The sequence below is a fragment of the Carnobacterium sp. FSL E2-0243 genome (genome assembly GCF_038003605.1).
Lineage (GTDB): Bacteria > Bacillota > Bacilli > Lactobacillales > Carnobacteriaceae > Carnobacterium > Carnobacterium maltaromaticum.
This window is the reverse complement of record NZ_JBBOPM010000001.1, coordinates 2,547,647-2,568,890: the sequence shown is the minus strand read 5'-3', so window position 1 is coordinate 2,568,890 and position 21,244 is coordinate 2,547,647. Positions and strand designations below refer to the sequence as shown.

Genomic DNA, 21,244 nt, shown 5'->3' with positions numbered 1-21,244 from the left:
TCACAGGAGGAAAGCACAATGAGTAGTTCCATGCGAAAAATACAGACACTATTTATGTTGAAATTAGAAATGATTTTGAAAAATTTAACGATTATGCTTGGGCCGATTATGGCAATCCTATTTGTTTTTATCTTTAAAACAGTTGTGGAAGTGCCCACTCCAGGGGGAACACAACCAGAATCAGTAGAATTTGTTACAGGGTATATTTTACAGATAGGCGTTATATTTAATGTTACAATGACGGGCATTATGGCGGCTAGTATGCCTTTAGCAGAAGAAAAAGAAATGCAGACGTTACGTGTTTTGTTGAGTTCATCTGTTAGTAAAGTGGAATTTCTGATTGGAAGTTTGGCACCAGTCTTAGTCATTATGACAGCAATCAATTTTATTTTGATTCCAATTAGCGGTGTATTCGTTGGGAACATGCTAGTCTATCTATTAATTACCACCATAGTTAGCGTAATTACAATCATTTTAGGTTTACTTATCGGTATGAGTGCCAAAAATCAAATGTCAGTGTCGTTATTATCAATGCCATTTATGCTTATTTTGATGATGATTCCATTACTTTTTCAACTAAACGATTTAGCTGGTAAAGCTTCTAGTTTTATTTATACAGGCACATTAAATGAAATAATTAGCCGTTTGGCTCAAAATGATCCCAATCCCGTTTCTTTAAAAAATGGTTTGGTTCTCGTAGCTTGGTTCATAGTTGCAAGTGGAAGCTGTCTTTATTTTTATAAGAAAAAAGGCCTGGAATCAGAATAAAATCTCTTTACCTAAAGCCTAAAAAAAGCTATGATAGAAGATAGACTTTGAGAGTTAAAACTATTTTTATAGAAGGAGGAAGCTATGTTAAAACTGTTAAAAACAAAAGAATTTTGGTTAAATTGCTTATTTTTAATTGCTTTACTCGTAATTAATTTTATTCCATCAATTTTATTTGGTGTTGGTATAGGAATGGGTTTATCCAACTCGCCTTTCTTTCCATATGTTGTTAGCTTACTCTTTTTAGCTTCAGTAGCAATTATCGTAATGCTTGCGCTAAAAAGAAAAATAATTACCTTTAAATGGGACTTCTTAACCGGAAGAAACTTGGCAATCATCTTTATTGCTTTCTTCTTAATGAAGGTCGTATCTGTTGTCATCGCGATGTTTATGACGACAGATACAACGGCAAATCAAGAAGCGATTAATCAATTAACGAGTTCAAATTCAAGCCTTTTAATGGCCGTTATGATTGTGATTGCAGCGCCAATTAATGAAGAAATCATCTTCCGAGCATCTATTACGCAATTATTCTTTAAAAAGCATCAAGTCGCAGCTTTGATTGTGACATCTGTCGTATTTGGACTATTTCATGGCCCAACAGACATTCAAAGCTTCTTATTGTATAGTTCAATGGGAGCCGCGTTAAGTGCCGTTTATTTGAAAACAGGTCGCATTGAATGTTCAATCGCTTTACATTTCTTAAATAATGGCCTCAGCTTTGTTGCGATGCAGTTTATTTAAAATACCCGGAGGTAAAAAATGAATTTACAAGCACTACATCATGTGGCGATTATTGTCTCAGATTATCAAAAGTCAAAAGAATTTTATGTTGATTTACTAGGCTTTGAAGTGATCAGAGAGAACTACCGTCCTGAACGGAATGATCATAAATTAGATTTGAAATTTGGCAACAGCGAGCTTGAAATTTTCGCAATGCCAAATAATCCCAAACGAGTTTCAAATCCAGAAGCATGTGGACTGAGACATTTAGCTTTTAAAGTCGATGCTATTGAGGAAGTCATTGCTGAATTAGCTGCTAAAGGAATTGACTGTGAGCCGATTCGGATCGATGATTACACGAATGAGAAGATGACCTTCTTTTTCGATCCAGATGGTTTGCCACTAGAATTACATGAATAAAAAGAGGATTTGAATCATTATAATTAGATACAGCAGGAAAGGTCACCTATAAAATACTTCAAGCATAAGTAAGTTAAAGGAACTAAAATTTTATACAGTAATAAACGATACACAATATGTAGTGAGTTTAAAATATAGGTATGCAATTAGTGGATATTTGATATGTTAGTTATTTTGAAATTTGTAAAATATTCTAGTGTGGCTATCAAGTTGAAACACATCAAAAATAAAGTACTCAATATCAAACACAACAAAAATTTAGGTAAATATTGTTATTGTACTAAAGAAAGAGCTAAACTAATCATAAAGACTAGTTTAGCTCTTTCTTTTTTGAACTTTAAATATGAGGAGCGTCTCCAAATGTTGAAATTATTGGGAATTGTGTTGTGATAGATATTAATAGTGATTCTTCAATAGTCATTATAACAACCTCCTAACTTTGTAATAGATAAATAGATGTTTATACAATAATGCTATCTTAATAATACGAAATATTGTATGATTAATCAAGGAGATAAAAAAATATATATAAGAAAGGACTACATTATGGCTACAAAATTTGGGGAAGAAATTAAGAAAAAAAGGTTAGAAAAAGGATTAACTCAAAAAGAATTATCAGAAAATATATGTACTCAAGCTACAGTGAGTAATCTAGAAAATGGAGCAAGTGTACCAACTATTTCTATTTTGTTGAAGCTAGCTGATAGATTAAACATTGAATTCAGTGACATTTCCGATTATACGTTAGATAATGATAGTGGAAATAATCGAATTTTTAAAGAAGTTAGAGATCTTTGTAGTAAAGCTTTGCATAATAAAGCGTATGAATTACTTAAATCTAGCATTGAATTAGATAAGCTGGAAACTATTTATGAAAAAAAGCTTTATTATTATTTTATGGGTATAACTAGTTTAATGGGAGAAAAAAGCCAAACAGACGTGATTTATTATTTTAATCAAGTATTAACTGGCGAATCAGATAATAGTATTGATTTTATTGATGTTTCTGCAATGAATGGTATTGGCATAGCATACTCTTTGCAAGATGAGGATGAGAAAGCATTAACTTATTTTGAAAAATCATTAGATCAATTGGATGAGTTGTTTAGTTTAATTGATACAATAAATGATAGCCCAGAAATTGCAAAAACCTATTACAATTCAGCAAAATTTTATTCTAAGATTGGAGAATATTCTAAGGCTGTAAATCTTTGTAGTTTAGGAATAGAGTTGTTAAATAAAGAAGGATTGGCTTATCATTTAGATTTTTTATTTTATGAAAAAGCGTTTAATTTAATGAAATTAGATGAAAAAAATGATTCAGCAAAATTTTATTTACGTGCCATGGTAATGGCTGATATAAATGACAATGAAATTTTAATGGAAATAATAAAAAATAATGTCCTAGAATATGATATTGAAGAATATAAATACTATTAAAGGCCTTCAAAAATCTAATTAAGGAGAGACTATTAATGAATGGCATTATAATAGAGGATGATGAAAGAAAATATACGAGCCTTAAGGAAATATTTAATGCTATAAACGATGAGCAAAAAAAGTATAACTGGCTGATAACTGGTAGTGAGTATGCTCCTTCAAATAAAGATATGAAAAATTATGATAGACCATTTGAATGGATATCTGGAGAAGAACTTACTGAAAGAGCTAACTTTGATGATGGTTTTTGGGTTTGGGGTGTATTATCTGCCTTTAATAAAGATATTTCTAAAGAAGAAGTTTTGAAATATGACTTTCCGTATGCCAATGGGTATGTTGGTTTTTGGAATAATCCGTTGACTATTTAACATCCTTTAGCAAGTGTGGAGTTTGTAGAATGGGATAGTACAGCATTTTTAGCTATTACTGAAAACGAAAAAATTATTACAGGGTTAAAAACTAACTTTTCTTCAGCAAGAAATTTAATTGACTATAATAGAGAACCGTAACATAGGGTTAGCGTTTTTGGAAACAAAAATATGGAAAAGAACTGAATGAAACCTTTTCAAATAGACAGATGATAAATAGAAAGTGAATGCTGGCTTGTATAAGCTGAATATTGTGCAAAAAAAGGAAGACTGGACAAAATCATCCAATCTTCCTTTTTTTGTTTATTTTGTTGTACTACGTTGAATTAAATCCGTGAACAACTGTTGCATAACTGGATCTGTTTCTTGCATCAATTCTGGATGCCACTGCACAGCTACAACGCTTTGATCCTGATCCTTAGCTTCGAAAGCTTCCACAAGTCCATCAGGGCTCCATGCTGTCGCCACAAAATCAGAGGCTAAGGTTTTAACCGCTTGATGGTGATAAGAATTAACGGAGTAATTACTACCCATTAATTGACCAAGATGGCTCTGTTCATTAATTGTAACCGTATGAATTCCAATCTCTGGATGGCTAGCTTGTAAATGCTGAACCGTCCATTCCGGATAAGCACTTAAATCTTGGTACAAATTGCCACCTTGTGCGACATTTAATAGTTGCATCCCACGGCAAACAGCTAGAATAGGTTTCTTTTGTTTAAAAGCTTCCTTAATCAAAGCTAGCTCAAATACATCACGTTTAGGTGCTGTTTCTTCCAATTTAATACTTGGTTCCTCACCATATAAGTGCGGCGAAATATCTTGCCCACCAGCCAATAATAAACCATCAACTTTAGCCATGTATTCTTTGGCTTCAGCTGGATCTCCAACTGGGAAGATAATTGGGATGCCTTCCGCTTTTTTGACACCGTCCACAAATCCTTGAGGTGTGTACGTGACAAAATTGTCGTGAAAAACACTCGCATGCTTCGTTAAACTATTTCCTGCAATTCCAATCATTGGTTTCATCCTGCATATCCTCGCTTTCATCATCTCTATCAAGAGGAAATTTTTAATAGGAATAAGATTCACTTTTAAATTAAAGTCATTCTTATCCAATGCTTTATTTTACAACAGAATACTAAAAAAAGCTAATAAAAAGTAAGTGATGTAAGAAACCTAACAATAACGGCACTTAATTGATAAGAATTCTAAAGAAGTAATCAAAAATGCCATTTTTCGCGATTTATTTAGGTTAAATTAGCTTAATTCATTGCGAAAGATTCTCAGTTGGGCTAAAATAAAGGAAGGTCATAAAATTTAAATCGTAAAAATCACACATTTAGTTGTGTAAATAAAAGAGAGCAAAGGGGAAAATAAAATGGCAGTTTTAGAAGTAAAAGATCTACATGTCTCTATAGAAGACAAAGAAATATTAAAAGGTGTCAATTTAGTCATGAATACAGGTGAAATTCATGCAATTATGGGACCAAATGGAACAGGTAAATCAACTTTATCTGCAGCAATTATGGGACACCCAAGTTACGAAGTTACCCAAGGTGAAATTTTATTAGATGGCGAAAATGTGTTAGAAATGGAAGTTGACGAGCGTGCTCGTGCTGGCCTTTTCTTAGCAATGCAATACCCAAGTGAAATTGCCGGAATTACCAACGCTGAATTTATGCGTGCCGCAATCAATGCGCGTCGCGGAGAAGACGATAAGATGTCAGTAATGGACTTTATTAAAAAATTAGATAGCAAAATGGATGTTTTAGATATGCCAGAAGAAATGGCTGAACGTTATTTAAACGAAGGCTTTTCTGGTGGAGAGAAAAAACGGAATGAAATTTTACAATTAATGATGATTGAACCAACTTTTGCTATTTTAGATGAAATCGATTCAGGATTAGATATCGATGCCCTTAAAGTTGTATCAAAAGGCGTGAATGCTATGCGTGGCGACAACTTTGGTTCATTAATTATTACCCATTACCAACGCCTATTAAACTATGTAACTCCAGATATCGTTCACGTAATGATGAACGGAGTTATTGTTAAAACAGGTGGAGCTGAATTAGCAAAACGCCTAGAAGCAGAAGGCTACAAAGGCATTCGTGATGAATTAGGGATTGACATTGAATTAGATGAAGACTAAGGAGGATTCAAGATGAAAGAGACAAAATTTACAGACCATCTTGATGCCTTACGTGATTTTTCATTAAGTCATGCTGAGCCAGAATGGATGTTAGACTTACGTATAACTATGTTAAATAAAATCGCCGAACTAGATTTACCGTTCTTTGAGCGTGTTAAAATCAACCGTTGGCCTTTACTAGAAACACCTGAAATTAACCTTGAAACAGAAGCATTAATGCTTGCTGATGATTTCTTAGAAGTTGATAATGATGCACCAAAAATTGTACAAATTGGACGCCACACGGCTTTAGAACAATTGCCAATGGAACTGATTGAAAAAGGCGTAATCTTTACCGATATCTTTACTGCTTTAACAGAGCATCCAGAATTAGTTAAAGAAGCCTATATGCAATTAGCCGTTAAACCAGATGAAGATAAATTAACAGCTTTCCATGCAGCCTTTATGAATAGTGGAATCTTCTTGTATGTGCCAAAAAATGTCGTGATTGAAGAGCCCTTAGAAGCGTTATTTGTTCAAAATAGCCAAATCAAAGAAAACTTCGTCAAGCACGTTCTAATTTTAGCAGATACAAACAGCGAATTTAGTTACGTTGAAAAATATCAAACAATTGGAAATGAAAAAAACACAGCGAATATCGTTGTTGAAGTCATTACCAAGCCAGGTTCAAAAGTTAAATTTTCAGCTGTTGATCAATTAGGTGAAAACACAACGACTTACTTTAACCGTCGTGGCCATTTGCTAAAAGATTCAACGATTAACTGGGCACTAGGTGTTATGAATACCGGTGATGTTGTCGCTGATTTCGATTCTGATTTAATCGGAGAAGGCAGTCACAGTGAAGTCAAAATTGTTGCCATCAGTATGGGCAAACAAGTTCAAGGAATTGATACGCGTGTTACTAACTATGGCCGTCATTCAATTGGACATATTTTACAACACGGTGTAATCAGAGATAAATCAACCCTAACCTTTAACGGAATTGGACATATTATCAAAGGAGCAAAAGGCGCAGATGCACAACAAGAAAGTCGTGTCCTAATGTTGTCTGATAAAGCTCGTGGCGATGCCAACCCAATTTTATTAATCGATGAAAATGATGTAACAGCAGGACATGCAGCCAGTGTTGGACGTGTTGATCCAGAAGAAATGTACTATCTAATGAGTCGTGGTTTGCGTAAACAAGATGCAGAACGTTTAGTAATTCGTGGTTTCCTAGGTTCCGTAATCGCTGCAATTCCAATCAAAGCCGTGCGTGACGAACTAGTAGAAGTTATCGAAAGGAAGCTAAGCTTATGATTCTTGATGCTGAAGCCTTGAAGAAAGATTTTCCGATTCTATTTCAAGAAGTCAACGATGAACCTCTTGTGTATTTGGATAATGCCGCTACAAGTCAAAAGCCTCAAGCCGTTTTAGATGCTCTTTCAGACTACTATCATTTTGATAATGCCAACGTTCATCGCGGGGTGCATACCCTAGCAGAACGCGCAACAGCAAAATACGAAGCTGCCAGAGAAAAAGTGCGCCATTTGATCAAAGCTAGCGAAACAGCTGAGATACTCTTTACGCGGGGCACAACCACCAGTCTAAACTGGGTTGCTAGAAGTTACGGAGAAGCAAACATAACAGAAAGCGATGAAATTGTGATTTCCTATATGGAACATCACTCAAACATCATTCCTTGGCAACAATTAGCCAAACAAAAAAAAGCGACACTAAAATATATCGACTTAACCCCAGATGGACAGTTAGATATGACAAGTGCTAAAAAACAAATTACCGAAAAAACGAAAATCGTAGCCATTGCTCACGTATCCAACGTTTTAGGCGTAGTCAACCCAATCAAAGAATTAGTTGAACTAGCACATCAAGTCGGAGCCGTTATCGTTGTTGATGGAGCACAATCTGTTCCCCATATGGACGTTGACGTCGTAGACTTAGACGCTGATTTCTATGCCTTTAGCGGACATAAAATGCTGGGACCAACCGGAATCGGGATTTTATACGGCAAACGCCACCTATTAGAAAAAATGGAGCCAATCGAATTTGGCGGTGAGATGATTGATTTCGTCTACCAAAACGACAGCACATGGAAAGAACTGCCTTGGAAATTTGAAGCAGGCACTCCGAATATTGCTGGCGCCATTGGATTAGGAGCAGCTGTTGACTATTTAAATCAAGTTGGTTTACCTGCAATTCATCAGTATGAACAAGAATTGGTGGCCTATGTTTTGCCTAAATTAATGGCAATCCCTGGCATTACTATCTATGGACCAACTGATCCAGCCATTCGCACAGGAGTTATTACCTTCAACTTAGAAGGTGTGCATCCTCACGATTTAGCAACAGCAATGGATATGGAAGGCGTTGCTGTTCGAGCCGGACATCATTGTGCGCAACCTTTAATGAACTATTTAAAGGTCAACTCGACAGCTAGAGCTAGTTTTTATTTCTATAATACCAAAGCCGATGCGGACCGCTTCATTGCAGCCCTTTTGGCGACGAAGGAGTTTTTCAGTCATGGCGCTATCTAGATTAGATAATTTATACAGACAAGTCATTTTGGATCATTCCAGTCACCCGCATCATCATGGCGTCTTAGATCAGTCTACGAACCAAATTGAATTAAACAATCCCACTTGTGGCGATGTGATTCAAATTCAACTGTTAGTCGAAGACGAAACCGTCAAAGACATTCGCTTTTCTGGCAGTGGTTGCACCATTAGTACAGCCAGTGCCAGTATGATGACCGATGCAGTGATTGGAAAACCAGTCAAAGAAGCCTTAGCCTTATCCGAAGAATTTTCATTACTCGTTCAAGGCAAAGAGCTAACCAACCCTGATAGTTTAGGCGACGCCCAGATTTTAAGTGGTGTAGCCAAATTCCCAGCTCGTATTAAGTGTGCGACATTAGGTTGGAAAGCTTTAGAAAAAGCGTTAATCGAAGGAACAAATACAGGAATTGATGGCCATTTAGCGAGCCACTAAAATCTTAAAAAATAGAGAGAAGGAGCGATCTAACATGAGTGAAATACCAGAAGTAAGTGGAGTACCCGAGTTAGACGAATACCAATATGGTTTTCATGACGACGTAGAATCGGTATTTACAACCGGTTCAGGCTTAAGTGAAGAAGTCGTCCGTGAAATTTCCCGGGTCAAAGAAGAACCAGAATGGATGTTAGATTTCCGTTTAAAATCATTAGAACAATTCAACAAAATGCCGATGCAAACATGGGGACCCGATTTATCTGATATCGATTACGATGCCTTAACCTACTACAAAAAATCAAGTGGTGGAGCAGCACGTGATTGGGAAGATGTCCCAGATAAAATCAAAGAAACCTTTGAACGCATTGGAATCCCAGAAGCCGAGCGTAAATACCTAGCCGGTGCTTCTGCCCAATACGAATCAGAAGTGGTTTACCACAATATGAAAGACGAGTTTTCAAAACTAGGCATCGTCTTTACCGATACCGATTCAGCCTTAAAAGAATACCCAGAACTATTTAAAGAATACTTCTCTAAACTAGTTCCGCCAACAGATAACAAACTAGCCGCATTAAATTCAGCAGTTTGGTCGGGTGGTACCTTTATCTATGTACCAAAAGGTGTCCGTTGTGACGTACCATTGCAAACCTATTTCCGAATCAATGCAGAAAACATGGGTCAATTTGAACGTACCTTAATCATCGTAGACGAAGGCGCAAGCGTTCATTATGTTGAAGGCTGTACAGCACCAACCTATTCAACCAATAGTTTGCATGCTGCGATTGTAGAAATCTTTGTTAAAAAAGATGCCTATTGCCGTTACACAACCATTCAAAACTGGTCAGACAACGTCTATAACCTAGTAACCAAACGTGCCAAAGCATTAGAAGGCGCAACAATGGAATGGATCGATGGCAACTTAGGAGCAAAAGTTACAATGAAGTACCCAAGTATCTTCCTAGACGGCCGTGGCGCTCGCGGTACGATGTTATCAATCGCTTTCGCTAGCGAAGGTCAAAACCAAGATACAGGCGCTAAGATGATTCATAACGCACCAAATACTTCAAGCTCGATTGTTTCAAAATCGATTGCTAAAGACGGTGGCGAAGTGAACTATCGTGGACAAGTTACCTTCGGTCGGAAATCAGAAGGATCGATTTCCCATATTGAGTGTGACACGATTATTATGGATGATTTATCGAAATCCGATACGATTCCATTTAACGAAATTCATAACAGTAATGTTTCTTTGGAGCATGAAGCGAAAGTTTCGAAGATTTCGGAAGAACAACTTTACTATTTAATGAGTCGTGGGTTGAGTGAGCAAGAAGCGACTGAAATGATTATTATGGGCTTTGTCGAGCCATTTACAAAAGAATTGCCAATGGAATACGCCGTTGAATTGAATCGCTTGATTCAATATGAAATGGAAGGTAGTGTGGGTTGATTTTTAAATACGAGCTAGAATCGTTGATATATCAATGTTTCTAGCTTTTTTGTTTGCCTGAATATTAAAAATGACCAGCTTTTGACCAGCTTATTTACTGATTAGCCATCATATCAGCAAAGTCCTGACCAGTCTTCTTAGGCGCATTGTTTGTGATATGAACATAAATATCCAATGTGACTTTACTATTTTCATGCCCTAACCGATGTTGAACCACCTTGATAGATTCCCCTGCTTCTAGTAATAAGCTAGCATGAGTATGTCTGAACCCGTGCGGAGTAATACGAGACAATTTATATTTTTTTATGATATATCTTAACCAATCGTTCACGGTATTTGGAACGTACAAGGTGTTCTTAAGGCTTGTAAAAACATGTTGGTTATCTGAGCTAGTATTATAACCTAACTTAAGATAGTCTGTTCTTTGTTATATTCTCCAATCGTTTAAGATTGCCAATGTTTCAGTATCAAGTGATATAGTTCTTTTTGATGCTTTTGTTTTAGGTGTTTGAAGTATGATGTTCTTTTCTTATGTTCATCTATAGCTACAGTTTTGTTAACATGTAGTTCCTTGTTAAAAACATCAATATCTTTCCATTGTAAGGCTAAAGCTTCGCTTTTTCTCATACCTGTGTATGCTACCAATCTAAAAAAAGCATACTGTTTAGTGTTACCAAAGTTTTTGAAAGAATCTAGTAAGGTCTTTAATTCTTCTTTAGTATAGAACTTGCGTTGTTCTTCATGCTCCTTTCTACGAGGAAGCAGGGTACTTCTCATGACATTTTCAATATATTCCTGAGAAATGCCATAGCTTAAAATTTGAGCTGTTTGTTTTCTCATAGTGTCATAAGTTTTATACTTTTTATGCCAATTGTTCACCATTTTTTGACAATAGGAAACAGTAATATCAGTGATTTTCATCTTTCCAAATGCTGGTAGTATTTGGTTCTTAGCATATCTAACATTGATAGATATAGTAGATTTTTTTACACTTGAATGTTGGAAATCAATCAACTCTTCATATAAATCTTCAAAAGTCATGTCGCTAGCTTTTTTTTAGTTCCATATCTTATCTGTTATGCTAGCTCGTCATGTGCTTGTTGAGCTTCTTGTCTAGTTTTAAAGCCTCTACGTGTAGTATTTACTTTCTGACCAGTCCTTGGATCTGTGGCTACATGTCCTTTGAACATCCAAGCTATTTGACCGTTATTTTTTTGTACTTTGTTACTTTTACCATTTGTTTTCCTCCTAGATATTGGTCAATAGATATAGTCTATTGGGAGCAATATTTGAAGTAAATCTAGGTTTTAGCTTCTGCTTGCTTTAAGATGTTACGTTCAGTATCGCTCCATCTTAAACACCTCCATTAGGTTGATCTATATTTTGATGGGCTTATTAAAGAGCAAGAACTTAATAATTTCTATTATGAATTTTTGAATCGGATGGGAGAAACAATTCATCGCATTGAAGGGACTTGGAGTCAAACTACCATTGGGGATTCATTTGAAAACAGGAGACTTTTGTTGTTATATTGAAAATTTGACATTAGAACCATTAATAGCTTAGCTCGCAGAGTACATTCAGACAAATTTTATAGGGATATAGATATAAAAATAATTAAAAGTAATCAAAATAAGATTTGCAAAATTATAAATAAGGAGTTTAAGAGATTAGCGAAATTAAGATTTAATTTTACGAGTAATCATTTAAATTTAAAAGACACAGAACAGCTAGTGAAAATGTTAGAAAATAAAGGAATGAAAATACCGAAAACTATATTGCTGGGCGAGTGTTTAAAGAGATAAGAAATGATTATATATATATCATCGATTTTATGGAAAAATCAAAAGAACAGGAAGAGAATATCATAGATTTTGCTATAGAAAAATTATATAATTTACAACTAGAAACAATGTCGAATGAAGACCTAATAATTTTTAGTAATGGCTTATTTATTTTTTTGAAAAAATAAAAATAAAATGATTGTAAAAATATTACTTAGTAGATTATAATTCTATGAGTTAAGAGGTATATTAGGCAGATTTGAGGTAGAATAAAAATATAGACATCATACATAATAGAGAAAAGTAAAAGACCAATAATTAGGTTATCCGTAGTTATTTTTGAAAGCACACTATTTCTAGTGAGGTCGTTCAAAATAAAAACACCTATAAAAAATGCAAAAAAAATATGACGGTGACTAGATAATTTTTAGAGAATCGTAGTAGTAGATGAAAAATACTAAATAAAAAGAAACACAGAAAAAACGTTCCTAAAAAGATATTAGTAAAGTTTAATAAACTTGCTATAATACTGATATTATGAACTTTAAAGTAATTTTTTTTGTAATTAACTCAACTAAGTATTTTAATGAATCCAACAATTTATATACCACGTTCTAAGTGGACTGTTATTAGTCCCATTGTAACATGTTATTTCTCTAAAATTAAGAGAAATAGGACTTATTTTAGTCCCAAAGGTGTGTTAAACTTGAGAGAAGAAAATATTATTGATTGTAATATACGACGTATTCTTATAAAAAAGGGATGGGACAAACTGAGTTAGTTATTTTTTTGCAATTGAATAATGTTAAGATTATTAGAGAAACATTGGTAAATATTGAGAGTAGAAAACATTATATTAAATTGGAACAATTAAAGAGCATAAAAAATATTGGTAGTAGCGCCCGATGATATTCTGATTAAATAAGTAGGTTATATTGAGAAAATATTAAAAAAATAAAATTAGGAGGGGAATATTATGAAAAGAGTTTTTTTGTCACATAGCAGTAAACAAAAAGAAAGTTATTTAAGACCCGTAGTAAAGAAATTACAGGCAGATAGAGGGAAAGAAAGATTTGTTTATGATGAAGAAACATTTGAAGAGGGTTTGAAAAATGATGAATTGATAACGTCATGGTTAGAAAAAACTGATTTGTTTGTATTGTTTATTTCTGACGAGGCATTAGAATCGCCATGGGTAAGAAAGGAAATATTTGAAGCGAAAGAGTTGCAAAAAAGTGGATACTTGAACAAAATTTACCCTATTATTATTGATGCTCAAATTACACATGAAGATTCTCGTATTCCAGATTGGATGAGAAAGCAATATAATTTGAGACTAGTAAGTAAACCTTCAGTTGCAGCGAGAAAAATAATTAGCAGAATGACAGAGATATCATGGGAAAAAAATCCTAAGTTAAAAGAAATACAGCAATTATTTGTTGGTAGAAATGACATGATGCAGGAATTAGAAATAAGATTGGACTCATTTGATAAGTCTGCACCTAATACGTTAATTGCCACGGGTATGTATAGTATGGGGAGAAGGACTTTTCTAAAAAAAGGATTGACTAAGCTAAATTTTATTTCAGAAAGTTATTCACTTCCAACTATCAAGTTAGATGCACATCAGAGCATTGAGGATTTTATATTACTAATTAATGATTTCGGTATATCAAGTGTGGATATAAGTATTTTTAATTTGATGACAATGAAACAAGTAGAGAAGATTGATTTAGCTGTCCAAATGCTAATAGAAATTAATGATGCAAAAGATATACTGCTGATTATAGATGATGGTGCTATTGTATCTCCTATTAGAGAGATTAGTAAATGGTTTTTAGAAGTAAATAAAGCTATCTCGAATAGAAGCTCAGATATCTATATGTGCGTAGTGAGTAAATATAGAACTAATGTTAAGTCTTTATTTGATAAAGACTATATATATTCTCTTCATGTTCCGGAGCTTTCACTAAGTGAGAGAAAAGGGCTCTTGAAGAGATATTCTAAATTGATTAACCTTCAATTAGAACTTTCTGATATGAATTATATTTCTTCATTTTTTTCGGGATTACCAGAAGAAATTGTTTATACATGTGATGTTATCAAGGAAAATGGAGTTGGATACATTAAAGGTAAAACTGAACTTATTAGTGATTATTCGGATAGAAAAGTATCAAGAGTTATCTCAATATATGATGATAATGAGGAAGCGAAATCTTTATTATCACTAATAGCTCTATTTGATTTTGTTAGTTCAGATATGCTTAAAGATATTATAGGAGAAGATGTAAAATATCTTGCACTTTTAAATGATTTTTTTGCACAAGGGATATGCGACAATATAGGAAGTAATGGTGAGTACTTAGTTTTAAACTCAGCAATAAAAAATTATGTATCAAGACAGAGAATTCCGTTAACTAAAAAATTTAAAAAAGGTATACAAAATCATGTAAAAGATTTTGTTGTTAATTATGAGGAAAATGACGAAGGTAGAGATGTTGCAGATGTGTTTTTCTCTCTAAAAGAGAGTTTAATATTGGGGGAAGATTTAAATACTCATATGCTTATTCCGTCTCATTATTTGAAATCAATGAAGGAACTGTATGATAGAAGAAATAGTGATTTGGAAGTTATTAAATTAGCAGATGCTATTTTGGAACAAGAAGAATTTATGGATAATCATATTATAAGAGAAATCAGATATTTTTTATGTTCCTCACTCGCAAGAATGAAGGATGATAGATTTAAATCAGAGGTCCAATTTATTTCCGGGGCGGAGCATAATTTTTTATTTGGCTTTTATTATAGACATGTTGGAAAAGATGAAGAAGCTGCGGATAGATTAAATAAGGCTTTGAATGAGAGGCCAAGATTTTCGAGAGCAAAAAGAGAGTTAGTAACAGTTTATAATAGTTTAGATGAATATGATAAAGCATATGAATTAGCAAGAGAAAACTATGAAGAAAACAGATCTAATGAATATCATATACAAGCGTATTTTCAAGCGCTGTCATCAATGAGAAATTTGAAGATGAGTAATACTGAAAAGAAAAATATTATGAACCAATTGTTGGAAGATATGAATAAAATTGAATCTGAAAAAGCTAAAAATATGTATTTAATAATGTATGCAAAGTATTATTTATATATTGAAGAAGATATTGAAATGGCAAAAAAATATGTTGAAGAGGCGAACGAAGATTCTCCTGATAATATGTATGTACTGTTGTGTCAGTTTGATATTTATGAAAAGGCTAATGATATAGATAAATTAGGGGAAATAATAAAAGCAATTGAGAATAATATAAAAAACTCACGGAGTAAATATTTCAGAGAATTCAAAAAATGTCAAGCTCTATATCAAGCTAAAATCGGTAATATTTCAAATGCACGAAGTATTGCCAAATCATCTTATTTACCTGAAAATAGCAAACAAATACTTCTAGCTAGAATAGATAAAATGGTAATTCTTTAAAAAAATTGACGGATAATAATAATTTCTAAAACGATACATTAGAGGTAAGAAGATATGGATAGCACAACTGAAGTTTATATTATAGGCTGAGGAATGGTGTTATACTAAAACCATTTTAAATGGCTAGAAATCGAATTAAAATAAAAATTTACTAGTAAAATAAACTGAATTGCTATTGGAGTGGAAGGATATAGAATTCCATAGAGGAATTTTTTATTTTAAATCAATCGAATATCTCGATATTTTAGTATGCAATGAGGATATTTGATTTTTGAAATAGCTCCTCAAAAACGTCAAAATACTAAATGCATATCAAATGCTATTTGGTTGTAACTACCTGATGTTGAATGTTTCAAAGTTGATAAGTTATAACCATTGATATCAAGCCCCTCTGACTATCAATAATTGATTGGAAATAAAAAAAGGTTCTGTGGGATAGTCATTGAACACAAGCTCTAAGTGTAGAAATATCAGGGTTGTTTGTCAAATGATGTGGATAAAGGTTATTGTCAAATGCTGTAGATGAGTGATTGACTAAAGTCTTAGACGATCTGAACTGATTGTGGTTCAGATCGTTTTTTCTTTACTTATAATTGAGGAAGATTCAGTAGCCATAGGCTGTACGTTTGATCACTTTTTTTATTGATACTCCCTTCCGATGGACCATTTGATAGCTTACTTTGAAATGTTTTTTTATCCTCTCTTCATGTTTTCTCAGGGTTCGTAGTGCAGTCGACATATAGTCAGATATCTGTTCTTGGGGGCTGGAAAGAATAGACTCTAGTAAGTTACTATTGTTTTGATTTATGCATAAAGTAGGTCTTGATAACAGTTATAGGTTGCTTTTAAGGTGAAATTTAAGGAAAGTAAATAGTCGGAAATTTCAGAATGGGCATGATTTTTCTAAAGAGTCGGTGATACTGATAGTCTGTATAATTTACTTTCTGAGAGTCTTCTAAATGTAATTTCCAATACCGTTTCAGCTTTCTATAGTCCTTCGCTTCTTCTGGTTTCCACCGTTTAAATTGGTTCATAAGCCGAATCCGGGTTTTATTTAAAGCGATAGTGAGTAATTGAACCAAATGAAATCGGTCAATGATGATCTTCGGATTAGGAATGAGTTCTTTGGCGAGTGTAAAATAACCTGCATTCATATCCACCACAATAGATTGAACCATTGAACGTTCCTTTAATGAATAATGAAGAAAGTGAGCTCTCAAGGTAATTAGTTTTCGATCTGGAAGAATGTCAATAAGACCATGCGTTATGGCGTCATAGTAAATAAAACTCATTTTTTCCTCCAATCGTTTCACCGTTTTAAATTCGTCAAAACAAAGATGGAAAGGTAATGAATCGAACCCATTTAAACAGGTTTTCCCACACGCCACAAGTACTCTGAGGACAGTTGTATCACTAAATAAAATGACGTTTCGCAATGTTTTTTCTTGAGCTGTTATCTTCTAGCTCAAAGGCAACAGATTGTTTCACTCGATTGGAAATGAAATAATTCTTGGTAATCTCCATTTTTATTTTCGATGTGAGAAAGCCATCTTTAACAATGGAAAACTGAGTATTTAAACAACCACAACGTTTACAACAAGCGGGTTTATAGGTGAGTGTGGCATAAATAAGTTTTGTTCTTCTTCCTTTAATTACACGCTCCTCACAATAATTTTCTGGAAACGAGATATTTTTATCTTTTAAATCAATTAGAGTTCGGATACAATGGGTAAGGGACATATGAATTTTCCTTTCAGAGTGGTTTTGGCCGACTTTATTCTATTGGAAAAATTCACATCTATTTTTTATACAAAAATAGATGTGAATGAAGAATCTCTTCATCCACACCAAAAATTATACAACCTAAACATTGTTAAATAAATGTTTGTAGCTTTTTTATTTAGAAATTTTTTGATAATACAGTGAATTATTTAGTGAAATCAATTAGTTTAGCGTCGACAAGTTTGCTATAATGACATTAGTAAGTATTTTTAGCTATTTAATTTGATAATCTAATTATTTAAGAAAGGTGGGTCTTAATCTTAATGACTAATTGGTTAATTCCATGTAATCCTTTAAAGTATGATGTAGAAGGGGTTTTTCAAGAAATATCTGAGATTGATTGGAAGCAAAGTAATCCTATAAAATATGCTGAAATAGGAGATAAGGTTTATATTTATATAAGTAAGCCAGTACAGGCTGTAAAATATTATTGTGAGGTTATAAGTGTAAATAAAAAAGAATCTACTATTGATGATAGCTCATTCGTCATGGAAGGTTCAACATATAAGAATTATGGTCGCTATATGACATTGAGATTGATAAAGAAAATGAATGAGCCTGTAAGAATAGATGAATTGAGTGAGATTGGTATTAGACCTCCTCAAGGACCACATCGTCTCAAACCAGAGATTACGTCTCTTTTTGAAGAGTATATTAATATTGATGAAGTAATTGAAAGTGTAGGGAAAGATTTTCAAAGTATTGTTTATAAAGAAGGAAAGCGAATAGGTTTATATACTTATTGTTACGAGCGTAATCAAAAACTGAGAAAGAAAGCTATTGAAATACATGGGACAAGATGTTTAGGATGTAGATTTAGTTTTTTAGAAATGTATGGAGAATATGGGGAAGATTATATAGAAATTCACCATACCAAACCTTTAAGCAGTATCAAAGAAGAAGTTATTGTTAATCCAGATACTGATTTAGTTCCATTATGTTCAAATTGCCACAGGATAGTTCATAGGAGAAAAGAAATTTTAACTATAAACGAGTTGAAAATGCTAATAAAACAAGCAACAGAACGATTTTAAATTTTAAGTGTATTTATTTTTTATTTCTTGATAGGAATCTAAATTTAGTATAATAAAGAATAAAAGTCGAATCCTGATATATCTATATTTAAAGTCTATTAAAAAAAAGCATCCTAACATTGGAAAATGTTGAGGATGCTTTTTAAGAAATGAGTTTAATTTTTATTATTCATAGTTCACTAATTCAAATACCCCTGCAAGTGTTCTGCAGTATAAGAACCAGTGGCTTCCAATAAATCAATTGGATACCCTTGAAAAAGCACATTACCTCCTAAATTTCCTCCGCCTAAGCCCATATCAATAATCCATTGCGCTTGGCTAATAATTTGCAGGTTATGCTCTAATACAATTAAAGTTTTATTTTTTTTTCAGAAGTTTTTTGAACAAAGATAGCAAGTTCAGCACATCAGCTTCATGTAGTCCCGTGCTAGGTTCATCTAATATCAGTAAATTATCCGTAGTTTGATGAATTATTTTAACAATTTTTAATCGTTGAAGCTCTCCACCTGAAAATGTATCTAAAGACTGTCCCAATTTTACATAGCCTAAATTAACGTCAATTAAATTTTGAATAGCTTCTTTTAATGATGGATCATCAAATAAATCAACGGCTTCCCCAATTATTAACTGCAAAATATCATAAATAGACCTAGCATGCGAGCTTACAGATAACGCTTCTTCATTATATCTTTTCCCATGACATTTCTCACAAGGTTGCTCTACATCGCCCATATAAGTCAAGTCCAATTTTATATAGCCTTTCCCTTTTTAAGCCTTCAATGATTGTTGTCATGCCTAGAATATCTTCTGGATGAAGACCAACACTAGGCTCATCGAAAATGTACAAGACATCTGCAAGGGCGCTAGTTAAATGCTTGGTCATTTTGATTCGTTGGGATTCGCCACCTGAAAGAGTTGAAGTCGGACGATTGAGAAATAAATAGCTTAATCCGACAGTCATTAAGCTTTCTAATTTTTTGATTAAATCTTTAAGAACAATTTCAACACTAGGGGAATCTATTTGGTTGACAAAGGAAATTAAGTCAGAAATAGGCATCATCACGCAATCTGCAATCGATTTTCCGTCTATTTTGGCAGAACGAACCAAATCATTGACTCTTGTACCAAGGCATTCAGGGCAATCTTCCACGTGCAGGATTGTGTTAAGCTGAGACGCATATTTAGGATCTTCTTTTTCGATAAAACTTTTAGTAATTCTGGGAATAACCCCAATATAAGTGGATGTTTTTGGCCATTGTTCCGTTGGGTGAATAGGAGCACTTCCAGTATTGTACAAAAAGAAATTCGCGTTCATTTGTTGTAAAGTCATTAATTTTTTTATCATTATCAAAGTTTCCTGTTTCAGTATATCTAGTTAAACGCCAGCCACCTGGTTGAAAAGTCGGAAAATTGATGGCACCTTCATTCAGTGATTTATCAAAGTTGATTAAATGGTCTAAATCAATTTCTTTTGACTCGCCTAAGCCTTTACATAGTGGACACATGCCTTGAGGATTATTAAATGAGTAAACCATGGAGTAGCCGATAAAAGGCTCAGCAATTCTTGAAAATAACAACCTTAAACTAGTATAAATATCCGTCACTGTGCCAACTGTTGAGCGGGCATTCCCACCAATTTTTTTCTGATTAATGACAATAGAGACAGGTAAGTTTTCAATTTCATCCACAACAGGTTGAGCATAATGAGGCAGCAATTGTTGAATATAGCTAGAGTAGGTATCATTTAGCAAGCGTTGGGACTCGGCTGCTAAAGTGTCAAAGATTAATGAGGATTTTCCTGAACCTGAAACACCAGTTGCAACGGTTATTTTGTGTTTAGGAATAGTTAGTGAGATATTTTTAAGGTTATTTGTTCGTGCACCTTTTATAGTAATAAAATCACTCATGAAAGCCCGTCCTTTCTTCTTTAAGTGCATTAGAAAATTTGCTTGAGAGTTGTGCAAACTTTATCTTTTCTTCTTCTGTAAATATGCTGTCTGCTAATTGTGAAAGTTGTTGATGCCCTAAATTGATAGTTTGAAGAAATTGTTTGCCACTATCAGATAGACTTGTTATGAGTTCACGTCCATCTTTTTCACTTGGTTTTTGGATAATATATCCTGTTAATTTGAGTTCTTTTAAAGCTTTAGAAAGTTTGGTACGGCTAATACCAAGGACGATACTAATTTCAGAAGGCAACTGCTCTTCTTTTAAAGATAAGTGGTGCAAAATATCATATTGAAGCCAACTAATATTTTGTGGATTTTTCATATTTCTTTCCGCGACAAGTTCACACTGCAAATCGATGAGTGCATTTGTTAATAAAGTCATACTTTTCACCTCGGATATAATTTCTATATAGAAACTATATCTTATTTGCAATTAAATTTCGAGTAAGTCTGTTTGTGGGTTAAGCAATTAAATGATAATAATTATTTATCTATTATTAAACATATAGTTATGTTAAAATTATGATAACTAGCGTGTAGTATAAGAAAGGAGTAATAAAAATGAAAATCAAGGAAATTATACAGGAAAATTTAATTTTACGGATAGTTCTCTATTTATTGATAGGCATCCCTGTGGGTTTATTAATGATAGATAACGAAATAGTGGCAGGTTTAGGAATAATGTTATTATTCTTAACTGCACTTAAAACGGAGAGTTCCAAAAAAAGAAAACCGAAAAATAAAATTTAGCAGGTAATTTATGCCTAATTAAATCAAAAAGAAGTTTTATAATATGGTTGTCCATTTGCAAATGGAATAGAGGTTTTGAAGAAACCTTTAAGTATTCAACATCCCTTGGTCAGTGCTGAAGTGGTAGAATGGGATGGTTTAGTATTTTTAGCTAGTACTGA

At 33.5% G+C, this 21,244-nt stretch carries 19 protein-coding genes and 1 pseudogene; 13 read left to right on the top strand and 7 right to left on the bottom strand.

Annotated features, from left to right (window positions below):
• Positions 1–18: 18 nt before the first annotated feature.
• From MHI00_RS12260 to MHI00_RS12240, 5 genes are all read left to right on the top strand, one after another.
• Positions 19–768: an ABC transporter permease gene (locus MHI00_RS12260; RefSeq protein WP_229252336.1), complete on the top strand. Its 750-nt coding sequence runs from the start codon at positions 19–21 to the stop codon at positions 766–768.
• An 84-nt stretch (positions 769–852) separates the two neighbouring features.
• Positions 853–1,512, top strand: a complete 660-nt coding sequence (locus tag MHI00_RS12255; protein WP_056999709.1) for a CPBP family intramembrane glutamic endopeptidase — start codon at positions 853–855, stop codon at positions 1,510–1,512.
• An 18-nt stretch (positions 1,513–1,530) separates the two neighbouring features.
• A complete protein-coding gene (gloA2, locus tag MHI00_RS12250) occupies positions 1,531–1,911 on the top strand; it encodes an SMU1112c/YaeR family gloxylase I-like metalloprotein (RefSeq protein WP_010051018.1) in 381 nt (126 codons plus the stop codon).
• A 546-nt stretch (positions 1,912–2,457) separates the two neighbouring features.
• On the top strand, positions 2,458–3,351 hold the full coding sequence (locus MHI00_RS12245) for a helix-turn-helix transcriptional regulator (protein ID WP_317912432.1): 894 nt from the start codon (positions 2,458–2,460) through the stop codon (positions 3,349–3,351).
• A gap of 35 nt (positions 3,352–3,386) precedes the next feature.
• Positions 3,387–3,719, top strand: coding sequence for a hypothetical protein (locus MHI00_RS12240; protein WP_317912433.1), 333 nt, complete (start codon positions 3,387–3,389; stop codon positions 3,717–3,719).
• Between the two features lie 303 nt (positions 3,720–4,022).
• On the opposite strand, the gene MHI00_RS12235 is transcribed toward MHI00_RS12240, so the two are convergent.
• Positions 4,023–4,748, bottom strand: a complete 726-nt coding sequence (locus tag MHI00_RS12235) for a gamma-glutamyl-gamma-aminobutyrate hydrolase family protein (RefSeq protein WP_317912434.1) — start codon at positions 4,746–4,748, stop codon at positions 4,023–4,025.
• A 352-nt stretch (positions 4,749–5,100) separates the two neighbouring features.
• Between MHI00_RS12235 and sufC the strand changes: the two genes are divergently transcribed.
• The 5 genes from sufC to sufB are packed head-to-tail and all read left to right on the top strand — an operon-like array spanning position 5,101 to position 10,309.
• Positions 5,101–5,874: a Fe-S cluster assembly ATPase SufC gene (gene sufC, locus MHI00_RS12230; protein WP_010051023.1), complete on the top strand. Its 774-nt coding sequence runs from the start codon at positions 5,101–5,103 to the stop codon at positions 5,872–5,874.
• A gap of 12 nt (positions 5,875–5,886) precedes the next feature.
• Positions 5,887–7,173 carry a Fe-S cluster assembly protein SufD gene (sufD, locus tag MHI00_RS12225; RefSeq protein WP_015075827.1) on the top strand — a complete coding sequence of 429 codons (1,287 nt, stop codon included), beginning with the start codon at positions 5,887–5,889 and terminating at the stop codon, positions 7,171–7,173.
• Positions 7,170–8,408: a cysteine desulfurase gene (locus tag MHI00_RS12220; protein WP_445662554.1), complete on the top strand. Its 1,239-nt coding sequence runs from the start codon at positions 7,170–7,172 to the stop codon at positions 8,406–8,408. The genes sufD and MHI00_RS12220 overlap by 4 nt, the downstream gene beginning before the upstream one ends.
• Positions 8,395–8,862 (top strand): Fe-S cluster assembly sulfur transfer protein SufU, encoded by a 468-nt coding sequence (gene sufU, locus MHI00_RS12215; protein WP_015075829.1) that lies wholly within the window; start codon positions 8,395–8,397, stop codon positions 8,860–8,862. The genes MHI00_RS12220 and sufU overlap by 14 nt, the downstream gene beginning before the upstream one ends.
• A 34-nt stretch (positions 8,863–8,896) precedes the next feature.
• Entirely contained in the window at positions 8,897–10,309 is a 1,413-nt protein-coding gene (sufB, locus tag MHI00_RS12210; RefSeq protein WP_010051029.1) for a Fe-S cluster assembly protein SufB, read from the top strand.
• Between the two features lie 94 nt (positions 10,310–10,403).
• Here the strand turns inward: sufB and MHI00_RS12205 are convergent.
• A pseudogene (locus tag MHI00_RS12205) lies at positions 10,404–11,546 on the bottom strand (tyrosine-type recombinase/integrase).
• 1,523 nt (positions 11,547–13,069) lie between these two features.
• Between MHI00_RS12205 and MHI00_RS12200 the strand changes: the two are divergent.
• Positions 13,070–15,568, top strand: a complete 2,499-nt coding sequence (locus tag MHI00_RS12200; RefSeq protein ID WP_341113949.1) for a TIR domain-containing protein — start codon at positions 13,070–13,072, stop codon at positions 15,566–15,568.
• 857 nt (positions 15,569–16,425) lie between these two features.
• Here the strand turns inward: MHI00_RS12200 and MHI00_RS12195 are convergent.
• Positions 16,426–16,956 carry a transposase gene (locus tag MHI00_RS12195; RefSeq protein ID WP_341115155.1) on the bottom strand — a complete coding sequence of 177 codons (531 nt, stop codon included), beginning with the start codon at positions 16,954–16,956 and terminating at the stop codon, positions 16,426–16,428.
• A 657-nt stretch (positions 16,957–17,613) separates the two neighbouring features.
• Between MHI00_RS12195 and MHI00_RS12190 the strand changes: the two genes are divergently transcribed.
• Positions 17,614–18,384, top strand: coding sequence for an HNH endonuclease (locus tag MHI00_RS12190; RefSeq protein WP_341113945.1), 771 nt, complete (start codon positions 17,614–17,616; stop codon positions 18,382–18,384).
• Positions 18,385–18,741: 357 nt separating this feature from the next.
• On the opposite strand, the gene MHI00_RS12185 is transcribed toward MHI00_RS12190, so the two are convergent.
• The 4 genes from MHI00_RS12185 to MHI00_RS12170 form a co-directional block, all read right to left on the bottom strand.
• Positions 18,742–19,116, bottom strand: a complete 375-nt coding sequence (locus MHI00_RS12185; protein WP_341113943.1) for an ATP-binding cassette domain-containing protein — start codon at positions 19,114–19,116, stop codon at positions 18,742–18,744.
• Positions 19,091–19,492, bottom strand: coding sequence for a hypothetical protein (locus MHI00_RS12180; protein WP_341113941.1), 402 nt, complete (start codon positions 19,490–19,492; stop codon positions 19,091–19,093). The genes MHI00_RS12185 and MHI00_RS12180 overlap by 26 nt, the downstream gene beginning before the upstream one ends.
• 100 nt (positions 19,493–19,592) lie before the next feature.
• Entirely contained in the window at positions 19,593–20,291 is a 699-nt protein-coding gene (locus MHI00_RS12175; protein WP_341113939.1) for an excinuclease ATPase, read from the bottom strand.
• Complete coding sequence (locus tag MHI00_RS12170) at positions 20,284–20,715, bottom strand: MarR family transcriptional regulator (RefSeq protein WP_010051093.1); 432 nt, start codon at positions 20,713–20,715, stop codon at positions 20,284–20,286. Before MHI00_RS12170 ends, MHI00_RS12175 begins: the two co-directional genes overlap by 8 nt.
• Positions 20,716–20,894: 179 nt before the next feature.
• On the opposite strand from MHI00_RS12170, the gene MHI00_RS12165 reads away from it, so the two are divergent.
• A complete protein-coding gene (locus MHI00_RS12165) occupies positions 20,895–21,083 on the top strand; it encodes a hypothetical protein (RefSeq protein WP_010051095.1) in 189 nt (62 codons plus the stop codon).
• Positions 21,084–21,244: the final 161 nt, after the last annotated feature.

Excerpts from the sequence above, each read along its gene's own strand:
- MHI00_RS12260 (WP_229252336.1), top strand. The coding sequence starts at position 19 with ATGAGTAGTTCCATGCGAAAAATACAGACACTATTTATGTTGAAATTA.
- MHI00_RS12255 (WP_056999709.1), top strand. The coding sequence starts at position 853 with ATGTTAAAACTGTTAAAAACAAAAGAATTTTGGTTAAATTGCTTATTT.
- gloA2 (WP_010051018.1), top strand. The coding sequence starts at position 1,531 with ATGAATTTACAAGCACTACATCATGTGGCGATTATTGTCTCAGATTAT.
- MHI00_RS12245 (WP_317912432.1), top strand. The coding sequence starts at position 2,458 with ATGGCTACAAAATTTGGGGAAGAAATTAAGAAAAAAAGGTTAGAAAAA.
- MHI00_RS12240 (WP_317912433.1), top strand. The coding sequence starts at position 3,387 with ATGAATGGCATTATAATAGAGGATGATGAAAGAAAATATACGAGCCTT.
- MHI00_RS12235 (WP_317912434.1), bottom strand. The coding sequence starts at position 4,748 with ATGAAACCAATGATTGGAATTGCAGGAAATAGTTTAACGAAGCATGCG.
- sufC (WP_010051023.1), top strand. The coding sequence starts at position 5,101 with ATGGCAGTTTTAGAAGTAAAAGATCTACATGTCTCTATAGAAGACAAA.
- sufD (WP_015075827.1), top strand. The coding sequence starts at position 5,887 with ATGAAAGAGACAAAATTTACAGACCATCTTGATGCCTTACGTGATTTT.
- MHI00_RS12220 (WP_445662554.1), top strand. The coding sequence starts at position 7,170 with ATGATTCTTGATGCTGAAGCCTTGAAGAAAGATTTTCCGATTCTATTT.
- sufU (WP_015075829.1), top strand. The coding sequence starts at position 8,395 with ATGGCGCTATCTAGATTAGATAATTTATACAGACAAGTCATTTTGGAT.
- sufB (WP_010051029.1), top strand. The coding sequence starts at position 8,897 with ATGAGTGAAATACCAGAAGTAAGTGGAGTACCCGAGTTAGACGAATAC.
- MHI00_RS12200 (WP_341113949.1), top strand. The coding sequence starts at position 13,070 with ATGAAAAGAGTTTTTTTGTCACATAGCAGTAAACAAAAAGAAAGTTAT.
- MHI00_RS12190 (WP_341113945.1), top strand. The coding sequence starts at position 17,614 with ATGACTAATTGGTTAATTCCATGTAATCCTTTAAAGTATGATGTAGAA.
- MHI00_RS12185 (WP_341113943.1), bottom strand. The coding sequence starts at position 19,116 with ATGGGCGATGTAGAGCAACCTTGTGAGAAATGTCATGGGAAAAGATAT.
- MHI00_RS12175 (WP_341113939.1), bottom strand. The coding sequence starts at position 20,291 with ATGAGTGATTTTATTACTATAAAAGGTGCACGAACAAATAACCTTAAA.
- MHI00_RS12170 (WP_010051093.1), bottom strand. The coding sequence starts at position 20,715 with ATGACTTTATTAACAAATGCACTCATCGATTTGCAGTGTGAACTTGTC.
- MHI00_RS12165 (WP_010051095.1), top strand. The coding sequence starts at position 20,895 with ATGAAAATCAAGGAAATTATACAGGAAAATTTAATTTTACGGATAGTT.